Below are 17,627 nucleotides of genomic sequence, written 5' to 3'. Positions count from 1 at the left end.
CGGGTCATTTACTGAGCAAGCTTGCAATGGAAAGGATAATTAAAACTGCAGATGTCATCAGGCCGGTAAACCCAAAAAGCAATGGGAAACGCAATATGATGTTGTCGATACCCAGGTGAAATTCATCCAGTTTGTCTGCAATATCCTGGGTCGCAATCCAAGCGTCCATCCGGTTTTCAATCTTTACCATTATGTCAGGCAGGAATAAAAGGCAAAGGCCGATCACAACGCCTGTAAAACCGGCTATCTTCCCGATCAGTACGGTTGTTTTCAATACGATCTCATATAAAAACAGATAATTATGGCCAAGAAACACATTAAGAGTTTTGGCCATATCAAATCGAAAAAATAAAAAAACAAGAAAGAAGATAGACCCGCAAACCAAAGACAGGCCGGTCAGGATATTGTGCTGATAAGTAAAGCTGTCTGTTTGAATGGGTTTATTGAGGTAGGTGAGTTTCTTGTCGATAATTACATATTTATTGAAAGTATTGCTCAAAGATTTGGCTGTGTTCGGAGAAATGACCAGTAAAAGAGATACCGCCAAACCTACAATGCCCAATATCAGCACGAAAATGGAAAGAGACTGTAAACATATATGCCAAATAAGTTCCATTTTATTCTCTCCCTGTTGGGGTGCTGTTCATAAAGACAACCTCAGAAAAAAAATGAACGCCACACTGCCGATCAAACAACTGAATGTTTGGATGCGCTTTTTCCGACCAATTCGCGCTGATATTGAAATATGGGCGCCTTTAATTAATCATCAAAGTCGAGCCAGTCATATTTTTTATGGGCCGCGGTATACTTGTCCAGCCAGTCATTTCCGAATTGCTTTTCAAAAAAAGATTCCAGCCGGTCAAACCAGTTTCGGGGGCGTTCAATCCCTTCCGCGTGCGCCTGCAGCAGGTCCGCCACATAGCTGGCGATTTCCGACATCTTCTCCTTGGGGATGTACGCCTTGGCGCCGCCTTTCATGGATTTTACAAAGGCATCGGGGTTCAGCGCATGGGCGGTAAACATGAGTGCCGGTATACCTCTTTTATTAGCGATTTCCAGCAGGTCGTACCCCCTGACACCCATAATATCAAAAATCGCGATGTTATAGTTGTTTTTATTCAAAAATTTTTCAGCAGTTTCAAAATCGGGCGCCGAATCGATATTGCACATATCCAGCAGGTCAAGCAGCGTCTCCAGGACATCCGGTTCATCATCAACAATCAGGATCTTTTTGCCTTCCAGTATCTTCAGATCTTCCGTCATTGCACCCTCCTTTGCTGTTGTATTTTATGCCCCAGCATCAAACACGATATCCACTTGAAAAAATCATCACCCAAACACAAAAGGAGCTGTTCTATTAAAAACAACATTCCCTATATTTCTTGGTGGTGCCGGAGGTCGGAATCGAACCGACATGGAGTTGCCCCCGGAGGATTTTGAGTCCTCTGCGTCTACCAGTTTCACCACTCCGGCAACTTTTTGAAATTTATAAGCAATATCATTCATCGTTGTCAATATAATTGATCAGCGATCGTTCAACGTTTCATAGAGATGTTGTGCAGATATCGAACCTTCCCGCAAAATCCGAAACGGTTCAACCGTCACATCAACAATACTCGAACCGATGCCGGGAGGCAACGGACCGGCATCAAGGATGATATCCGCACTATCTCTAATGGCCGTCGCCAATTCCGATACACTGGAGCAACCGGCATCCCCGGAAATATTGGCGCTCGTCCCCGTTATCGGATTTACAACAGCGTTCACCAATGCAGCGGCCACCGGATGAGCCGGCTGGCGAACGCCGATTTTTCCGGAATTTGCCGTCAGATTTAGGGGCAATTCCGCTTTTGACTCAAAAATAATGGTAAGACCGCCCGGCCAGAAACAGTCCATGAGATATTCCGCAACGGATGGAACTTTCCGCACGACACGGTGAAGCTCGTTTCGATCTTTGATCAATATCAACAGCGGCATTTGGGACGGCCGCTGTTTGATAGTGAATATTTTCTCAACCGCTTCGCAATCAAATGCATCGGCCCCCAGTCCGTACAGGTTTCTGGTTGGAAACGCGACGATCCCTCCTGATGCAATCACCTGCCCTGCCTCGTTGATGAAAACGGACTCCGGATCCCTCGGGTTAACTTGCCTGACCTTATTGAATAACACTGATTTTTTGGGCCTTTTGTTCAACCTGTCTAGCCATCTCCAGTTTAAACACGCGTAATTGTTCAGCCAAATCATCATCTGAAACGGATAATATCTGAACCGCCAAAATGCCTGCGTTTCGAGCACCCGGTTTTCCGATGGCGACCGTGGCCACCGGTATCCCGGGCGGCATTTGCACGGTGGCAAGAAGCGCGTCAAGCCCCTGCAGGGCTGAAGCATCGATGGGCACCCCGATAACCGGAAGCGTGGTGTGCGCTGCAATTACACCTGCAAGATGGGCAGCCTGACCGGCGCCGGCGATAATCACTTTTATTCCCCGTTTACGGGCGGTCGTGGCAATATCGGCAGCCCGCGCCGGTGTGCGGTGGGCTGAAGCGACCGTCATCTCGTAGGAAACCCCGAATTTTTTCAAAACGGCGACCGTTTCATTCATGACATTCAAATCGGAATCGCTTCCCATCAATATGGCGACCTTTGGCGGGGTTTGGATCCGCTTTAAGGCTTTTTGACCGATATCCCTGCGGTGGTAAGCACCTTTCCACGATATTTTTGGCACCGCCTGGTATGCCTTTTCAATGGCTTTTTCAATCGTATCCCCAAGTGCGGTCACACCCAGTACGCGCCCGCCGTTGGTTACAATAGTATTTTCTTTTCGGGCGGTGCCGGCGTGAAAAACAACAACGTCTTTAATGCGACGGACGTTGTCGAGCCCTGAAATCGATTCCCCTTTTTTATAAGATGACGGGTAGCCGCCTGCGGACACGACAACGCAAACCGATGCGCGCCGATCGAGCTCCAGTTTACAACCGGCCAGTCTGCCGGCAATGACGGCTTCCATAACAGGGATGATATCGTTTTTCATACGGATCAAAAGCGGCTGGGCCTCGGGATCACCAAATCTTGCATTGTATTCCAGAACCTTGATTTGGTCTTTGTCAATCATCAGGCCTGCATATAAAATCCCCTTGTACGGCCTTCCTTCAGCCGCCATCGCCCGCACGGTTGGAATCATGATTTCCTGCATGATCCGGTGGTGAAAATACGCGTCTACGACCGGCGCCGGCGAATAGGCGCCCATTCCCCCCGTATTCGGCCCCTCATCGTTGTCGAATATGGCCTTGTGGTCCTGGGAAGACGGCAGCGGCAAGACCGTCTCTCCATCCGTAAAGGCCAGAAAAGAAGCTTCCTCCCCCTTCAGGCACTCTTCCACAATGACTTTGTTGCCGGCCTCGCCGAACTCTTTTTTGATCAGGATGCGTTTTAAAGCGCTGATGGCCTGTTTTACCGTATCGCATACGATCACGCCTTTACCGGCGGCAAGACCGTCGGCCTTAACAACCAGCGGGGCCCCGATCTGACGGACATAGCTTTCGGCCTTCTTGAAGCTGGTAAAAGTTTGGCCCTTGGCCGTGGGGATCCCATATTTATTCATCAGGGTTTTGGCAAAAGATTTGCTGGATTCCAATTCGGCAGCCTTGCGGTTTACGCCAAAAATCTTCAGACCCTGTTCGCCGAATATGTCTACAATCCCTCTGGTTAAAGGAGATTCGGGTCCCACCACCGTTAGATCGATACGGTTTTCTTTTGCGAATCCCAGAAGTTTTTCGACTTCATCCGAACCGATCGGCACACAGGTCGCCAACTGGGCGATTCCGGCATTTCCGGGTGCGCAAAATATCTTTTTAACCCTGGGGCTTTGGACAATTTTCCAGACCAGCGCATGCTCTCTACCGCCGCCGCCGATTACCAAAACTTTCATAAGAAACCTCCCAATACCTGAATTTTGCCGAATTCATTCCAAAACCTGGTGCTGTTTGCTTTTGTGATATGCCTCGATACTTAACTGAACCAGCCTGTCAAGGAGCCGGCTGAATGAAATCCCGGCTACTGCCGCCGCCTGGGGCAGCAGGCTGGTTGCCGTCATCCCGGGGATGGTATTGGTTTCAAGCACAAATAACTCTTTCCCCCTCAGGATCATGTCGGTCCGGCTGTAACCCTTGCAAAACAGCGCCTTGTGCGCCCTCAACGCAAAGTCCTGGGCCTTAGTGGTCAAATCATTATCGATCCGGGCCGGACAAATTTCCTCGGTAACACCGGCCGTATATTTGGCTGTGTAGTCAAAAAATTCATGGGATTTGTCCGGAATGATTTCGACGATGGGCAAGGCTTCCAGATGTTCATTCCCCATCACAGCTCCGGTCAACTCAACCCCTTTGATATAGGTCTCAATCAAAACCATTTCATCATGCTTGAACGCTTCTGCCATGGCATGATTTAATTCATCTTTCTTTTTTACGATAGACATCCCGATGCTGGATCCGCCGGTTGCGGGTTTGATCACCAGCGGCAGCCCCAACGCCTCGACACAACCTGCCGGATCAAAGGGTTCACCGCACTTGACCGCCAGATAAGCGGGAATCGGCAGACCTGCCAGTTCATACAGCTGTTTTGAAGCCAGTTTATTCATGGAAAGGGCGCTTCCCAAAACACCGGCGCCCTGATAGGGGATATTCAGCAAATCCAACAACCCCTGGATGGTCCCATCCTCCCCGAACGGTCCATGCAGAATAATCAGGGCAACATCAATTTGAGATGCGTCGGCAATCAGGCGGTTGAGATCTGTTTTGGGGTCATATCGCACCACGTTGTATTTTTCTTTGTCCAGGGCCGCATAAACCTGATCGCCGCTGTTTAGCGAAACCCGCCGTTCGGTTGAGATGCCGCCGGACAAAAGCGCTAGGGTTATTTTTTTCATCTGTTTCAGCTCAATATTGAAGGTTTATTTTTGGCAAGGCGTTTTTCGGGTGTCCATATGCGCCGCCAGTTTGGCTTCATAGTGCTGGGGCATTTCAAATCTAACGGACCCGCCGCGGGACAAATTTAATTTCAGAATCAAAAAATTTAGCTTTTTTAAAATACGGTACCTTTCAGCAGTATCCGTCATGCCTGACAAAATATCTTCGACTTGAGTGATTTCTTTCTTTAATTCGATTTCGGGCGGGAGGCATTCCGCATTTTTAAGAATCTTATAGGCCAATCGAAGTTCGTCCGGAACATTCGGTTCATCCATAGACAAGGGTTTGCCGGAACCCGGCAGGTTTTCAAATTCACCCTCCTCCTGAGCTTTGCGGATACGCTCTTCGATTATTTTCTGGAAACCTTTCAGCATGGCCGATATATCGCCTTAGGGTTACCGCTATGCGAAATTCTATTAAAAGATGAATAGAGTTGTTGTCATAAATATGTTCCGGTTGAATGATCTCCATGTATCTGCTACGTCAGCCGCCGATGGTTCTGTTTCAGTCGGCAAACTGTCTGAGCAAATTAGAGCGCGTTCAATTGAACATTATCCATTTGACTAAATTTATTCAAAAACTGATCCGCTTTAAACGGTCTTGATATCCGCGCCGGGTTCAATTGTTACGCGCTTTTATTTGCGAGTTTTTGCCGATTGAAACGGAATTATCCGGCGGCTGAATCGAAACGTATTTTTGGCAACCGCTATATAATATAATAACTTTGTTTATTTCAACCCCATAATTTAGGTTAGGCATAAAAAAAGCCCCTCTGGTATTTCACAAAGGGGCCTGGGCTGACAGCTGTGGTGGCGATGCAGGGATTTGAACCCCGGACACTGCGGATATGAGCCGCATGCTCTGACCACCTGAGCTACATCGCCATTATTGCTTTGACAAATTATCACTGCTGAACCAGAGACTATCGCAAACACCCGGGGTGGAAATGTCTGCCGGTTTAAAGCAGGGTTCCTCTAACAGTTCATTCCTTTTTAGTCAAGCACAAAACCCAAACTCGCTTTTAGGAGGCCGGAATGGATTCCTCGATTTGTATGTCAAATTCTTCCAGATCGGGCGGCAGGTTTGAAAAAACCAGCATAAAGGGAATATGCATGCCGGGCGGCACCCTGACATTTGACTGCTTTTGACCCGTGCGTTCCAATAGTTTTTTTCTGACAGCCTCCATATCTAAATTGGACACCTCTTCATCTGTCAGCGCATTACCGCAAAAAACGGTTTGCACCTTTGACAGTTTTTTCCCTTTGGCGTATAGCCTGCCGGTCACCTTAATAAAGCCGCGAGGGTGATCATAACCATTTCTGACCTTACCGGATATAACGAAAAGCCTGCCGCTTTTCTCGTTTTCAACGAATTTACTGTCAATATCGGACGTGGTCATTTTCAGGTTGCCGCGTTCGTCCACTTTGGATCCCAACAGGTCGCCGACATAAGGAATATTTCTGAGGTAATCCCCTATCGGAATATTTTTTATAAAGTCGCCCACATACGGAACCTGAATCCCGAAATTCGGCAGCGCCACCACCCCCCCGACCAGCAGTAAAATCACCAAAAGGGCTACCAGTAGCGGGCTGACACGTTTTTTAGGTTTGAAAGAACCCGCTTTCTTGCGACGTTTTTCCACCACTTTTTCTTCGGCCGCCTGCTCGGAATCAACCGCTTCATCGGCTTTCTCCTTCCCGACGGCAGGCTCATCTTCAACCGTCATCAAGAGTTCTTCCGTTGCACCATCTGAAAACTGTTCTTCAGGAACTTCATCGGGTTGCAGTTCTTCCTCTTGCGGTTCCTCGGTTATAAATTCCAGTTCAAGGTCTTCGGAGAGATCGGCCTGAACCCCAGCCGCCGGTGTTTCATCCAATTCCAATTTCGTCTCTAAATCGGTTAGGTCCAGATCTTCGGTTTCCAGTGCTGTTTCCTTCCCACTGGTTTGTGCGCCTGTTTCAGGCTCGGGTTCAATGTCGATATCGAGATCAAGTTCCATATCCTCGTGCTCTTCGGCAGCCTCTGCCGCGGGCTCACTCTCTTCCTCAACATCCAGCATCTTTTCCAGTTCAGACAGATCTATTTCCTCAGTTTCGACTTCACTCCCGGCACTATCCTCGACAGGTTTCTTTGGAGCTTTAACCGGAGCCTCTTCTTCGAGCATACTTTCAATATCCGACAAGTCAAGCTCTTCTTCCTCGGCAGCTTCGGCTGAGACCGGTTCCTCTCCTTCGACATCCAGATCAAAATCCAGGGACAAATCTTCCTCGGCCGGTTCGCCTGTTGCCGCTTCTGCAGCTCCATCTGCCGGCGCTAACGCTTCATCCAAACCGGAAAGGTCCAACTCTTCCTCGGCAGCTTCGGCTGAGGCCGGCTCCTCTCCTTCGACATCCAGATCAAAATCCAGGGACAAATCTTCCTCGGCCGGTTCGTCTGTTGCCGCTTCCGCTTCAACATCTGCCGGCGCTAACGCTTCATCCAAACCGGAAAGGTCCAACTCTTCCTCGGCAGCTTCGGCCGAGACCGGCTCCTCTCCTTCGACATCCAGATCAAAATCCAGGGACAAATCTTCCTCGGTCGGTTCGTCTGTTGCCGCTTCCGGGGCTTCATCGCCCAGATCTAACTCTTTTTCCAAATCGGAAAGATCCAACTCTTCCTCGGCCGGCTCGCCTGCTTCCGCTTCTGCGGTTTCATCTGCCAGTTCTAACCCTTCATCCAAACCGGAAAGATCCAACTCTTCCTCGGATTCGGCTGCTGCTGTTTCTATAGGTTCTTCTGACGCCTTCAGCTCTTTATCCAAATCAGAAAGGTCTATTTCTTCCTCTTCGGCCGCACCGCTTGTTTCCGCCGATAAGTCTTCAACACCCTCCCCGGCAATGTCCGTCTCGATCAGTCCCGCTGCGGCATCTTCACCTTTTTCCGCCGGTCCTGGTGGATAGCCTACGAATATGTGTTTGCATTTTGAACAGCGAACCTTTGAACCGGCTGGTTTCAAAAGGCCTTCATCCAAATTGAAACTCGTTTCACATTGCTCACAGGTAATAATCATGGCGTATCCTCATTGCTTATAATTTCAATTCATAGATTTGCGGCAAATGCCGATAGTCGCCGGCATAGTCAAGTCCGTAACCGACCAAATATCCATTTCGGACTTCATGGCAGGCGTAATCAATATGAATATCAGTCCCGCGCCGCTCATGTTTGGAAAGCAGCGTGCAAACCTTAACCGTCTTCGGATTTAGAGATTTTATATAATCAATTAAAACCGTCAGCGTTAAACCGGTGTCAACAATATCTTCCACCAAAAGAACGTTTTTGTCGGCGATGTCAATCTCGACTTCTTTGGTTATGCGCACCCGGCCCGAGGAGCAGGTCTTATCACCATAACTGGAGGTTTCCACAAAATCTATCTTGACCGGCACTGTAATTTCCCGTGCCAGGTCCGACAGAAAAATAAAAGCGCCTTTTAAAACACCTATTAAAATCAACTCGCCATTCCGATAGTCGGAAGAAATGCTTTGGGCCACATGGGCAACCCGTTTTTGAATTTCTCCTTTTGTCAAAACCGATATTAATTCAGGCATACTTTTTGTTGCGTGATATGACCGAAATACCTCCCGCCGAAACCGACGGCAGCCCCTCTCTAACTGCACACAAGTACCTCTATTTGTTCCACTTGTCAATAATTTTAATTTGTTACAACCCGGAGTCGGCCAATTTGTCGATCAGCTTTGCCTGTTCGGGGGTAAGTTTATTTGGAATGTCTACATCGATAATAACATAAAGATCGCCCTTTGCCCTTCCCTGCATATGGGGCAATCCATGCCCGGAGAGACGCATTTTGGTCTTATGTTTTGTGCCCGGGGGGATTTTAAGACTCAACGCTTTGCCGGTGATTGTCGGAACCGGTATGCTGGTGCCTAAAATCGCTTCGGTCAGTTTGATTTTTCGTTCAACATAAAGATCATACTCTTCCGACCGGTAAACCGGGTCATCCATGACTTTCGATTGGATATACAGATCACCGGCCGGTCCGCCATAGGGGCTCGTTTCGCCTTTTCCGGCCAGGCGTATTTTTTTTCCGGTAATCATTCCCTTGGGAATCTTAACGGTAATCTTTTCACTCCGCCCTTTGTGCTGAAAACTGATGGTCTTGCTTGCCCCGGTGGAGACTTCAATTAACGTCAGCGGCAGCTCATACACCAGATCGGATCCTTTTGCCGGCGCCGGTTGCTGAAAATTGCCGAACGGGCTGTTCCCGCCGAAGGAAAAGCGGGCGCCCCCCCTGCGGTTGCCGGAAGCATTTGCACCGCCGAAACCGAATTCCCTGAAAATATCCGAGAAATCAAACCCTCTGAAAATATCCTCCTGTGAAAACCGTTGATGAAATCCGCTGGAGCCGAATTGATCGTACTGTTTGCGTTTTTCCTTGTCACTCAGAACGGCGTAAGCCTCGCTGACTTGTTTAAATTTTTCCTCGGCAGACTTATCGTTTTTGGTATGATCCGGATGATATTTCATCGCAAGCTTTCGATAAGCTTTTTTGATTTCCGTATCGGTGGCGTTTTTATCTACGCCGAGTGTTTTATAATAATCTGTTTCAGGCATTGTTCTCTCTTCCCGTCGTTTTCTCTTGCAATCTAATAAATTTTAACAACTTAACTTGTTTGTTTTAAAAAGAATAAGGTGAAAAATACAAGGTGTCAAGGATAAGTGCTTGTAAAATGAAGGAAGTTTTTATCACCGTAATAAATATCTGATCTAAAGCACAAGCAGACTGCAGATCGGTTTGGTTTATGGTTTCGAATTGGGCTTTTCAGACATTTTAAGCGATATCATGAGCACGGATAGTGCCGCCGGTGTCATACCGTCAATGCGGGACGCCTGCCCTAAGGATTTCGGTTTTATGGAAGAAAGTTTTGATTTTAATTCATTTGAGAGTCCGTGTACGTGCATATAGTCGAATGCTTCCGGGATGATTATTTTTTCCAAGTTCTTGAATTTATCAATTTCTTTAAGCTGCTTACGGATATACCCTTCGTATTTGATCTCAATTTCAACCTGACGAGACACTTTATCATCAATAAACTCAGGCTTCTTTGCCAGATCTTCGACCATGCCGTAATCGAGTTCTGTTCTTTTTAAAAGTTGGTCCAGAAAGGTGCCGCTGGCTATCGGCTGGGTTCTCTTTTCAGACAGGTATGCATTAACTTTTCCCGATGGCTTTATCACCGTCTGCCGGATCCGGTTGATTTCCGCCTTAATCTGCTTTTTACGCTCCCTTACTTCCAGCATTCTGTCCTCAGCGATAAGCCCCAGGGCATACCCTTTATCCACCAGCCGCAGATCTGCATTGTCTTCCCGCAACATTAGGCGATACTCGGCCCTGGAGGTAAACATCCGATAAGGTTCCTGCGTTCCCCTGGTGACGAGATCGTCTATCATCACTCCCATGTAAGCTTCGGATCGGTCCAAAACAAAGGGAGGCCTTTTTTGCACCCTGCAGGCAGCGTTGATGCCGGCCCAGAGCCCCTGAGCCGCAGCCTCTTCATATCCGGACGTGCCATTGATCTGTCCGGCTAAAAACAGGCCCTTGATTTTCTTTGTTTCAAGGGTCGGCTTGAGCTCTATCGGATTGATATAATCATATTCGATGGCATACGCCGGCCGCATGATTTCAGCGCAAGCCAAGCCGTCCACTGAATGGACAAACTGGAGCTGAATTTCAAGGGGAAGGCTGTTGCCCAGTCCGCTTGCATAAATTTCATCGGTATCGAGGCCTTCGGGTTCCAGGATAACCTGGTGAGCGTTTTTTTCAGGAAACCGAACGATCTTGTCCTCAAAAGAAGGACAGTACCTTGCCGATACCCCTTTGATGATGCCGCCATACAAGGCAGACCGATCCAGGTTTTCCCGCACAATTCTGTGGCTCTTTTCATTGGTATGGCCGATATAGCTGGAAAGCTGCGGCAGGGTTATCTTCTCGGTAAAAATGGAAAAGGGAACGGGCGCCGGATCCGCCGCTTGTTCATTAAATTTAGTGAAATCGATGCTGGATTTTTTGATTCGGGGTGGGGTGCCGGTTTTCATTCTCCCAAGCCTGAAATCCAAACGCTTCAAATCGGCGGCAAGTCCATAGGAGGCAAACTCTCCTGCCCTGCCGGCCTTGAATGAACTGAAGCCGATATGGACCAAGCCGCTTAAAAAAGTTCCGGTGGCCAGCACAACGCTTTGGGACGGATATTCAAATCCGGTGGAATCCACAACACCGGCGACCTGCCCGTCCGCCACAATCAGCCTTTCAACCAGGGCCTGCTTGAGCTCCAAGCCCGGCTGCTTTTCAACCACTGCCTTCATCGCCATATGATAGCGCTTTTTGTCGTTTTGCGTTCGGGTTGAATGGACGGCCGGACCTCTTTTGGTGTTCAGCGTCTTGTATTGTATAGCGGTTTTATCAGTAACTTTAGCCATTTCACCGCCAAGGGCATCCACTTCCTTCACCAGCTGGCCTTTTGCCATCCCCCCGATGGAGGGGCTGCAGGGCATGGCCGCCACCTTGTCCAGATCGATCGCCAGGAGCAGGACCCGGCATCCCATCCGGGCTGAAGCCAGGGCAGCCTCGCAGCCGGCATGGCCTGCGCCCACCACAATCACATCATATCCGTTTTGTTGAGAACTCATATTGGTCACTATAAAATTGTCTCTTTTATTTTTATACGCAATGTATATACTTATAGAAACCGAACGTCAATAAACCCTAACGTTGCAATGGTAGCGTAAAGGTGTCCCCATCATGGAAAAAAGGTATTTTGATTTCAATACCTATCTTCGCAGTCTATTTGGCTGCCGGGTCCAGAAAATATCCCTTGACGCAGGTCTATCCTGCCCAAACCGGGACGGCACCCTTTCAAAGGAGGGATGCATCTACTGCAATGCCAAGGGGTCCGGCACCGGGGCCCATTCCCGCGGCCTCAGTATTTCAGAGCAGCTCGAAAACGGTAAAACCATACTGTCGCGGCGTTACAAGGCCGAACGGTTTATCGCTTATTTTCAATCGTTTACAAATACTTACGCCACTGTTAAAACCCTGAAAGCGCTTTATGAGGAAGCCCTGGCAATAAAAGACGTGGTGGGTCTATCCATTGGAACGCGACCGGACTGTATTACCGAGCCGGTTCTAGACCTCTTGCAGGCGTATGCCGAAAAGTACCTGATATGGATCGAATATGGGCTGCAGTCGGTTCATGACCGTTCCCTGCTGCTGATCAACAGGAAACATGACTTCCATAGTTTCGAGGCCGCTGTTGCAGCCACCCGGAACAGGGGGATTAAAATTTGCGCCCATGTCATCCTCGGCCTTCCCCAGGAAGAAAAAAAACATATGTTGGAAACGGCCAAAACCATCGCCGCCATGGAAATCGACGGAGTAAAGCTCCATCTCCTGTATGTTGTCAAGGGAACCCGACTCGAAAAAATGTACGAGCGCGGCGAGTATCGCACCCTGGGTCAGCAGGAATACGTCGATCTTGTCTGCGATTTTCTGGAACACCTCCCCAAGGATATGGTCATCCAGCGGCTTACCGGAGACCCGCATCCGGATGAGCTGGCAGCACCCATATGGTCCCTGGATAAAAACAGGACCCTGGCATTAATTCAGGAAAGGCTCGCAAAGAGAAATACCTGGCAGGGCCGGCTGGCGCCTGGGTCCATCGACGCATAAATTCGATGATGAATTTATTTGCTCAGGACTTAGTGCTGAGCAAGCAATTTTATTGATCGGGTTGAAAAATACGTCACGGTAATTGCGCGTCGAAGCACTAAGTAAATCCGCCGGCCAACGTGTCGGGGCAATATGTTTTTTCCGAAAAAAACCGGAACCCAACTGCAACTAAAAGTCCTGGGGCAGCCGCACCGCCAAGACGGGTATCTTTGAGCGCCGCAGCACTTTTCGCGCGGTGTTTCCGATCACGGCTTCGGCAATGGCGCTATGGCCATGGGACCCCATCACGATGATGTCGCAGTTACGCTCTTCTGCCTGTTGCAGAATGTGGTCTTCCGGATTTCCCTTTTTGATGATAATTTCATCCGTAATGCTGGCAGGGGATTGGGCCGCAGCCGATGCGGTTTCGCTGATCCGGGTTAAGATTTCCTGGATGGCGACATTCTCCCGCTTCTTGCCGATCAGGGCTTGGCGCGCATCATCCACGGTACGCTGCTTGATTTTCTTCCATTCTTCCTGCCCGATATAGAATGAAGCAATCGAATCCACATTCGGCACTTTGAATAGCACATGCAGGATTGTAATGGAGGCCCCATAGGCATTGGCAAGGCTTACCGCATAGGCAAAGGCATGGCGTGCACTTTCAGACAGGTCGGTGGCATAAAGAATTTTTTTGATTTCAACTTTTGGCAGTTTCATCTTCTTTTCCTCGAATTATGGTAAGTTAAAGAACTCCGTTGTGGGAAACCATACCTGAATTAATAAAATTACCTGATTTATAAGATACTTAGAAAATACGGGCTGTGTCAAGAAAAAATATGGATTATAATCCGCCCACCATCATGAGTGCCTGCCGGATTTCGTCCCGGGCTTTTAAAGATAACGGTTCCTGGGGCGGCAAGGGATCACCCACCTCAAAACCCTGGAGCGTCAGGGGGCAGGTAACCGCACGGGCGATTTCGCTGAAATAGCGGATAATGCCGGTTTCCGGTACGGGGAAATAGGCTTCCATAATTGCCAGGATGCCGTCCACCCCCATCAGCTCGAATTCGCGCGCCTGTCGGACAGCCTCTGCCGTTGTTGTGGCGGCAACCCCGGCGACAACCGGCACACGCCCGGCGGTTGCATCTAAAACGACTCTAACCACCCGACGGCGCTGTTCCCAGTTCAAATAGGCGAATTCACCGGTACTGCCAAGGGGGGTAAGCCCATGGACACCGGCGCTTATCAGATGATCCACCAGCCGTCTGAGCACGTCTGCTAACATTTCCGTCGTGATCTACGGGTGACACCAGATACGGAAATACACCATGAAACTGATCTTCGTTCATTGTTAGTCTCCCTTCTTGGTCGGCACTGTGGCCGACCCTACGTTGGGGTATAAAACCATTTTACCGTAAAGCGGGGCCACCGTGACCGCCTACATCGTTTGCCACCGGCCCCCCGTTATGGGTCGGCGCAGTGGCCGACCCTACGAAAAATCGCACCATCCATCGTAGGGCGGCGCCTCCGTGCCCGCCGACGACAACGTACGGATTTTGCGATCGTTTTGTTTGTTGATCGGCGCGGTGGCCGACTACGTCCAATTATACGACCATTTGTCGTAGGGCGGGGCCACCGCGCCCGCCGGTGCGAGTCGCCGCCGTGCCCGCCGCCCGACCCTGATTTGCACCCCTTTTCCAAAATAGAGAATTTTTAAATGATCTGATAGACCGGCTCTGAAATCCGTTCATTTTTGCATCGGACACATCGGCTTGGTCGGGTAAAGCGGGAACGCTTGCTGAAAACATACCCGCACGAAAGACATTCCGCCGGCGTTAAATGGAACCGCAGGCCGCTGGATGTGATGGTGCGTTGGACGTGGGGCAGATGGGTATAAACTTCCTTTTCAGAAATCCTCAACATGCGGGAGAGGTCGCGGACCCCGCAGGGTTCTTGGGACAACAAATCAATCATCTGTCGGCGAATTGTCGGCATCTCATTAAAAGATAACCCGGACCCCGCCCAGATCCTGTATCGAAAAGGAATGCTTTTCTTCCGGCGCGCCGATGAAAATATTATTCTTGGCCACGCCGAATTCCTTGGAAACCTCGTCGATGATCTGGGGTCCGAATTTACCCTGGCGCACATCCAGTTCAACCCGCAGCTCCGGGAAAATATCCTGAATCGTCTTCAGGCTCTTTTTAAGGTCTTCACTTTCATTGCTTTCCGGATTGGAATAGAGATGGATGACCACAACGGACCGGCTGGATTCATTTCTGACGATGTAATTAAAGGCGGCATGCAGGCGGCCATTGAAGCGGCAAACTTGGACGTGCAGTTCAGCAGACAATTGTAGGTGCCGCCGTTTAACGGCAAAGCCTCTACAACTTCAATATAGACCTTCTTGTAGAGATAAAGTACGCCAACCACCAGCAACAAAACCAGCGGGGTCAATACACCGGCAAAGACCGCCGCTATGGCTGATACATAAAGGCAGGAAGAGGTAATGTCATTTCCGCAAATTCCGGTAGCCAGCCACTGGTTCAATCGTTTGCGATGCTTGGAGCCGGTAAACATTTCCTCCGGGGCAAACCCTTTCCCCCCGCTGTCTTGATTTAACACATCCGCCATAAAATATACCTTTCTATTTTTTCGGCTTGAAAATATTTACCCTGTTGTTGCAAAAGCCCGTCATACCAATTCAGGCTTAAATCTCTGGGCGATGGGATACCTTCGGCCATAACCAAAGGCCTTTGATGTCACCTTCAGACCAGGGGCCGCCTGGTGTCGCTTATACTCATTTCGATCCACTTTTTGGATAATGTCCGTCACCAGCGTTTTATCATATCCCATTTTCACCAGCTCGTCCGCCCCCTTGGCATCTTCAATATAGCTTTTTAATATCGGGTCCAGCGCTTCATACGGAGGCAGGTCGTCCTGATCCGTCTGGCCGGGCTTCAATTCCGCCGAAGGCGCCTTATGGATGATCCTTTCCGGAATCGTTTCTTTATCGCTGTTGAAATAATGTGCCAGTTTATAGATAACGGTCTTGGGGACATCCGAAATCACGGCCAGCCCGCCGCTCATATCGCCGTATAGCGTACAATACCCCACCGCGAGTTCGGATTTATTTCCGGTGGACAGCAGCAACGAACCATGCTTGTTCGACAGGGCCATCAAAATGGTGCCCCGAATGCGGGCCTGCAGATTCTGCTCCACGACACCGGGATCTTCTTTGCTAAAAGAAGGCGATAGAAACCGGACAAACTCTTTGAACATACCGTCAATGGGGATATTCAAGAGCTCAACATCCAGATTCCGCGCTAGTTTTTGGGTATCTTCATAGTTGTCTTTCGACGTGTAAGGAGAAGGCATAAACACGGTTAACACATTTTGTTTGCCTAGCGCTTCGACGGCGATACATGCGGTCAGAGCAGAGTCAATCCCGCCGCTCAGTCCCACCACCACTTTTGAAAAGCCGCATTTGGCAACATAATCGTGCGTCCCCATCACCAGCGCCCTGAAAATACTTTCAGGGTCCGATACCGCAATTTCATGTATGTCGCCGCTGTTATTGTCCGTATCAAATACGACCAGGTCCTCCCTGAAATCATTCGCCCTTGCGATCAAATGGCCTTTTTGATCGAAAGCGCAGCTGATGCCGTCAAAAAGGACGCTGTCATTACCGCCGACCTGATTGGCGTATACCAATGACACCCCGTATTTTCGGGCGATGGATCCCAGCATCTGTTGCCGGAACTCTCTTTTGCCGACATAAAACGGCGAGGCCGATATATTGACAACCAGATCGGCCCCCTGCCCGATCATCTGGCTGACCGGATCGCTGTGGTAAATTCTGCGCTTAAAAATATCCTTATCGTTCCAGACGTCTTCACAGATGGTCAGCCCGATCTGATGGCCATGATAGGGGAACGCAGCACACTGGGTCCCGGGCTCAAAATATCGCCCCTCATCAAAAATATCATACGTCGGCAGCAGTCGCTTATTTACCTTGTGCAGGATAGCGCCATTTTCAAAAAGCGCGGCCGCATTAAAAAGCGGGTTGCCCGCGTCTGCCGTGCTCTTGTCGACGTAACCGCAGATAACGCCGATTCCCCTGATGGAATCGACGAGTTTGGCAAAGCAGGCCAGGTTCGCCTCAATGAAGTCCTTCTTTTCCAGAAGGTCCCGGGAGGGATACCCAGAAATAACCAGTTCGGAAAATACAACCAGATCGCAGGCAAGCCCCTTGGCCTGTTCGGCGAAATGGGTTATCCGGTTAAAATTATGACTAAAATCGCCGACTATCGTATTAACCTGTGCAATCGCAATTTTCATTTTCAGCATTTCGGTTAAGCGGGTTTTAATTTGTCCCGTTGTCAAAATAACATTTTGTTTTGCAGCCGGACAATTCTGTTTTATTACCATACCGCTTTCCATAATAAAGTTTCGAAACAATGAATTGCGGTATAAGCGGTTGTAGAATAAACTGTTGGAATAACGGAGCGTTTTTTTGACAACCGCTATAAAATAAATGTAATAGCCGTTTTAAATATCCGCCCTAAATTACATGATGCGTTTTATCTTTGTCAACCGCTCAATCTGTTTTCCACTTAGCACTAACCCGAACGACTCTTTTTCCTTACCAGCTCTATGACGGTTACTTCCGGCGGGGATAACAACCGTACTTGCGGGCCCCATGTGCCGGAACCCCGGTTGGTATAGAGAAACGATTCTGCTTGAAGCGCCACCATGCCCATCGGCAGCGGGTATTGCAGGGACACCAGGTAGTTGAAAGGATAAATTTGACCGCCGTGGGTAGAGAAACAAAATAAAAAGAACATGAATATACCGGCGCCCAGGCAGAAGCGTTCTCACACGAAAATAGAACACTGCATGCATTGCGGTGTAGAAAGAAAGAAATATCGCAAGAAATTTGGTCATCGGAAAAAATCACTTTG

The 17,627-nt window shown here is 49.1% G+C and carries 18 protein-coding genes and 2 tRNA genes; 1 reads left to right on the top strand and 19 read right to left on the bottom strand.

Annotated features, from left to right (window positions below; translation table 11 throughout):
- Window positions 1–4 precede the first annotated feature (4 nt).
- The 12 genes from P1P89_08110 to mnmG all read right to left on the bottom strand — a co-directional run bounded on the left by P1P89_08110 (window position 5) and on the right by mnmG (window position 11,645).
- Complete coding sequence (locus P1P89_08110; GenBank protein ID MDF1591459.1) at window positions 5–616, bottom strand: hypothetical protein; 612 nt, start codon at window positions 614–616, stop codon at window positions 5–7.
- A 143-nt stretch (window positions 617–759) separates the two neighbouring features.
- A complete protein-coding gene (locus P1P89_08105) occupies window positions 760–1,263 on the bottom strand; it encodes a response regulator (protein MDF1591458.1) in 504 nt (167 codons plus the stop codon).
- Between the two features lie 123 nt (window positions 1,264–1,386).
- Window positions 1,387–1,473 (bottom strand) — tRNA-Leu (locus tag P1P89_08100).
- A 51-nt stretch (window positions 1,474–1,524) separates the two neighbouring features.
- Window positions 1,525–2,169: an L-threonylcarbamoyladenylate synthase gene (locus P1P89_08095; protein ID MDF1591457.1), complete on the bottom strand. Its 645-nt coding sequence runs from the start codon at window positions 2,167–2,169 to the stop codon at window positions 1,525–1,527.
- Window positions 2,156–3,928, bottom strand: coding sequence for a phosphoribosylamine--glycine ligase (gene purD / locus P1P89_08090; protein ID MDF1591456.1), 1,773 nt, complete (start codon window positions 3,926–3,928; stop codon window positions 2,156–2,158). Before purD ends, P1P89_08095 begins: the two co-directional genes overlap by 14 nt.
- A gap of 33 nt (window positions 3,929–3,961) precedes the next feature.
- Window positions 3,962–4,924, bottom strand: coding sequence for a D-alanine--D-alanine ligase (locus P1P89_08085; protein ID MDF1591455.1), 963 nt, complete (start codon window positions 4,922–4,924; stop codon window positions 3,962–3,964).
- A gap of 24 nt (window positions 4,925–4,948) precedes the next feature.
- On the bottom strand, window positions 4,949–5,338 hold the full coding sequence (locus P1P89_08080; protein MDF1591454.1) for a DUF1992 domain-containing protein: 390 nt from the start codon (window positions 5,336–5,338) through the stop codon (window positions 4,949–4,951).
- Between the two features lie 433 nt (window positions 5,339–5,771).
- A tRNA-Met gene (locus P1P89_08075) sits at window positions 5,772–5,848 on the bottom strand.
- 137 nt (window positions 5,849–5,985) lie between these two features.
- Window positions 5,986–8,013, bottom strand: coding sequence for a zinc-ribbon domain-containing protein (locus tag P1P89_08070; GenBank protein ID MDF1591453.1), 2,028 nt, complete (start codon window positions 8,011–8,013; stop codon window positions 5,986–5,988).
- A gap of 16 nt (window positions 8,014–8,029) precedes the next feature.
- Window positions 8,030–8,548, bottom strand: a complete 519-nt coding sequence (hpt, locus tag P1P89_08065; protein MDF1591452.1) for a hypoxanthine phosphoribosyltransferase — start codon at window positions 8,546–8,548, stop codon at window positions 8,030–8,032.
- Between the two features lie 112 nt (window positions 8,549–8,660).
- Window positions 8,661–9,572, bottom strand: coding sequence for a DnaJ C-terminal domain-containing protein (locus P1P89_08060; GenBank protein MDF1591451.1), 912 nt, complete (start codon window positions 9,570–9,572; stop codon window positions 8,661–8,663).
- Between the two features lie 186 nt (window positions 9,573–9,758).
- Entirely contained in the window at window positions 9,759–11,645 is a 1,887-nt protein-coding gene (mnmG, locus tag P1P89_08055; protein ID MDF1591450.1) for a tRNA uridine-5-carboxymethylaminomethyl(34) synthesis enzyme MnmG, read from the bottom strand.
- Between the two features lie 112 nt (window positions 11,646–11,757).
- Between mnmG and P1P89_08050 the strand changes: the two genes are divergently transcribed.
- Window positions 11,758–12,684: a TIGR01212 family radical SAM protein gene (locus tag P1P89_08050; protein MDF1591449.1), complete on the top strand. Its 927-nt coding sequence runs from the start codon at window positions 11,758–11,760 to the stop codon at window positions 12,682–12,684.
- Window positions 12,685–12,852: 168 nt separating this feature from the next.
- Here P1P89_08050 and P1P89_08045 read toward each other — a convergent pair whose 3' ends face one another.
- The 7 genes from P1P89_08045 to P1P89_08015 form a co-directional block, all read right to left on the bottom strand.
- Window positions 12,853–13,383, bottom strand: coding sequence for a universal stress protein (locus P1P89_08045; GenBank protein ID MDF1591448.1), 531 nt, complete (start codon window positions 13,381–13,383; stop codon window positions 12,853–12,855).
- A 124-nt stretch (window positions 13,384–13,507) separates the two neighbouring features.
- Window positions 13,508–13,951 (bottom strand): dihydrodipicolinate synthase family protein, encoded by a 444-nt coding sequence (locus P1P89_08040; GenBank protein ID MDF1591447.1) that lies wholly within the window; start codon window positions 13,949–13,951, stop codon window positions 13,508–13,510.
- A 428-nt stretch (window positions 13,952–14,379) separates the two neighbouring features.
- Window positions 14,380–14,661 carry an ArsR family transcriptional regulator gene (locus tag P1P89_08035; protein MDF1591446.1) on the bottom strand — a complete coding sequence of 94 codons (282 nt, stop codon included), beginning with the start codon at window positions 14,659–14,661 and terminating at the stop codon, window positions 14,380–14,382.
- A gap of 4 nt (window positions 14,662–14,665) precedes the next feature.
- A complete protein-coding gene (locus P1P89_08030; GenBank protein MDF1591445.1) occupies window positions 14,666–14,920 on the bottom strand; it encodes a hypothetical protein in 255 nt (84 codons plus the stop codon).
- Window positions 14,857–15,297 (bottom strand): hypothetical protein, encoded by a 441-nt coding sequence (locus P1P89_08025; protein MDF1591444.1) that lies wholly within the window; start codon window positions 15,295–15,297, stop codon window positions 14,857–14,859. The genes P1P89_08030 and P1P89_08025 overlap by 64 nt, the downstream gene beginning before the upstream one ends.
- Before the next feature lie 60 nt (window positions 15,298–15,357).
- Window positions 15,358–17,004, bottom strand: coding sequence for an NAD+ synthase (locus tag P1P89_08020; protein MDF1591443.1), 1,647 nt, complete (start codon window positions 17,002–17,004; stop codon window positions 15,358–15,360).
- 281 nt (window positions 17,005–17,285) lie between these two features.
- Window positions 17,286–17,510: a hypothetical protein gene (locus P1P89_08015; protein ID MDF1591442.1), complete on the bottom strand. Its 225-nt coding sequence runs from the start codon at window positions 17,508–17,510 to the stop codon at window positions 17,286–17,288.
- Between the last annotated feature and the right edge of the window lie 117 nt (window positions 17,511–17,627).

It is taken from the genome of Desulfobacterales bacterium, assembly GCA_029211065.1.
GTDB lineage: Bacteria > Desulfobacterota > Desulfobacteria > Desulfobacterales > JARGFK01 > JARGFK01.
This window is presented reverse-complemented; position numbering and strand designations above follow the sequence as displayed.

Coding starts and splice junctions, on each gene's coding strand:
- P1P89_08060 (MDF1591451.1), bottom strand. CDS start 9,572: ATGCCTGAAACAGATTATTATAAAACACTCGGCGTAGATAAAAACGCC.
- purD (MDF1591456.1), bottom strand. CDS start 3,928: ATGAAAGTTTTGGTAATCGGCGGCGGCGGTAGAGAGCATGCGCTGGTC.
- P1P89_08020 (MDF1591443.1), bottom strand. CDS start 17,004: ATGAAAATTGCGATTGCACAGGTTAATACGATAGTCGGCGATTTTAGT.
- P1P89_08110 (MDF1591459.1), bottom strand. CDS start 616: ATGGAACTTATTTGGCATATATGTTTACAGTCTCTTTCCATTTTCGTG.
- P1P89_08105 (MDF1591458.1), bottom strand. CDS start 1,263: ATGACGGAAGATCTGAAGATACTGGAAGGCAAAAAGATCCTGATTGTT.
- P1P89_08025 (MDF1591444.1), bottom strand. CDS start 15,297: ATGGCGGATGTGTTAAATCAAGACAGCGGGGGGAAAGGGTTTGCCCCG.
- P1P89_08035 (MDF1591446.1), bottom strand. CDS start 14,661: ATGCCGACAATTCGCCGACAGATGATTGATTTGTTGTCCCAAGAACCC.
- hpt (MDF1591452.1), bottom strand. CDS start 8,548: ATGCCTGAATTAATATCGGTTTTGACAAAAGGAGAAATTCAAAAACGG.
- P1P89_08085 (MDF1591455.1), bottom strand. CDS start 4,924: ATGAAAAAAATAACCCTAGCGCTTTTGTCCGGCGGCATCTCAACCGAA.
- mnmG (MDF1591450.1), bottom strand. CDS start 11,645: ATGAGTTCTCAACAAAACGGATATGATGTGATTGTGGTGGGCGCAGGC.
- P1P89_08070 (MDF1591453.1), bottom strand. CDS start 8,013: ATGATTATTACCTGTGAGCAATGTGAAACGAGTTTCAATTTGGATGAA.
- P1P89_08045 (MDF1591448.1), bottom strand. CDS start 13,383: ATGAAACTGCCAAAAGTTGAAATCAAAAAAATTCTTTATGCCACCGAC.
- P1P89_08015 (MDF1591442.1), bottom strand. CDS start 17,510: ATGTTCTTTTTATTTTGTTTCTCTACCCACGGCGGTCAAATTTATCCT.
- P1P89_08080 (MDF1591454.1), bottom strand. CDS start 5,338: ATGCTGAAAGGTTTCCAGAAAATAATCGAAGAGCGTATCCGCAAAGCT.
- P1P89_08050 (MDF1591449.1), top strand. CDS start 11,758: ATGGAAAAAAGGTATTTTGATTTCAATACCTATCTTCGCAGTCTATTT.
- P1P89_08040 (MDF1591447.1), bottom strand. CDS start 13,951: ATGTTAGCAGACGTGCTCAGACGGCTGGTGGATCATCTGATAAGCGCC.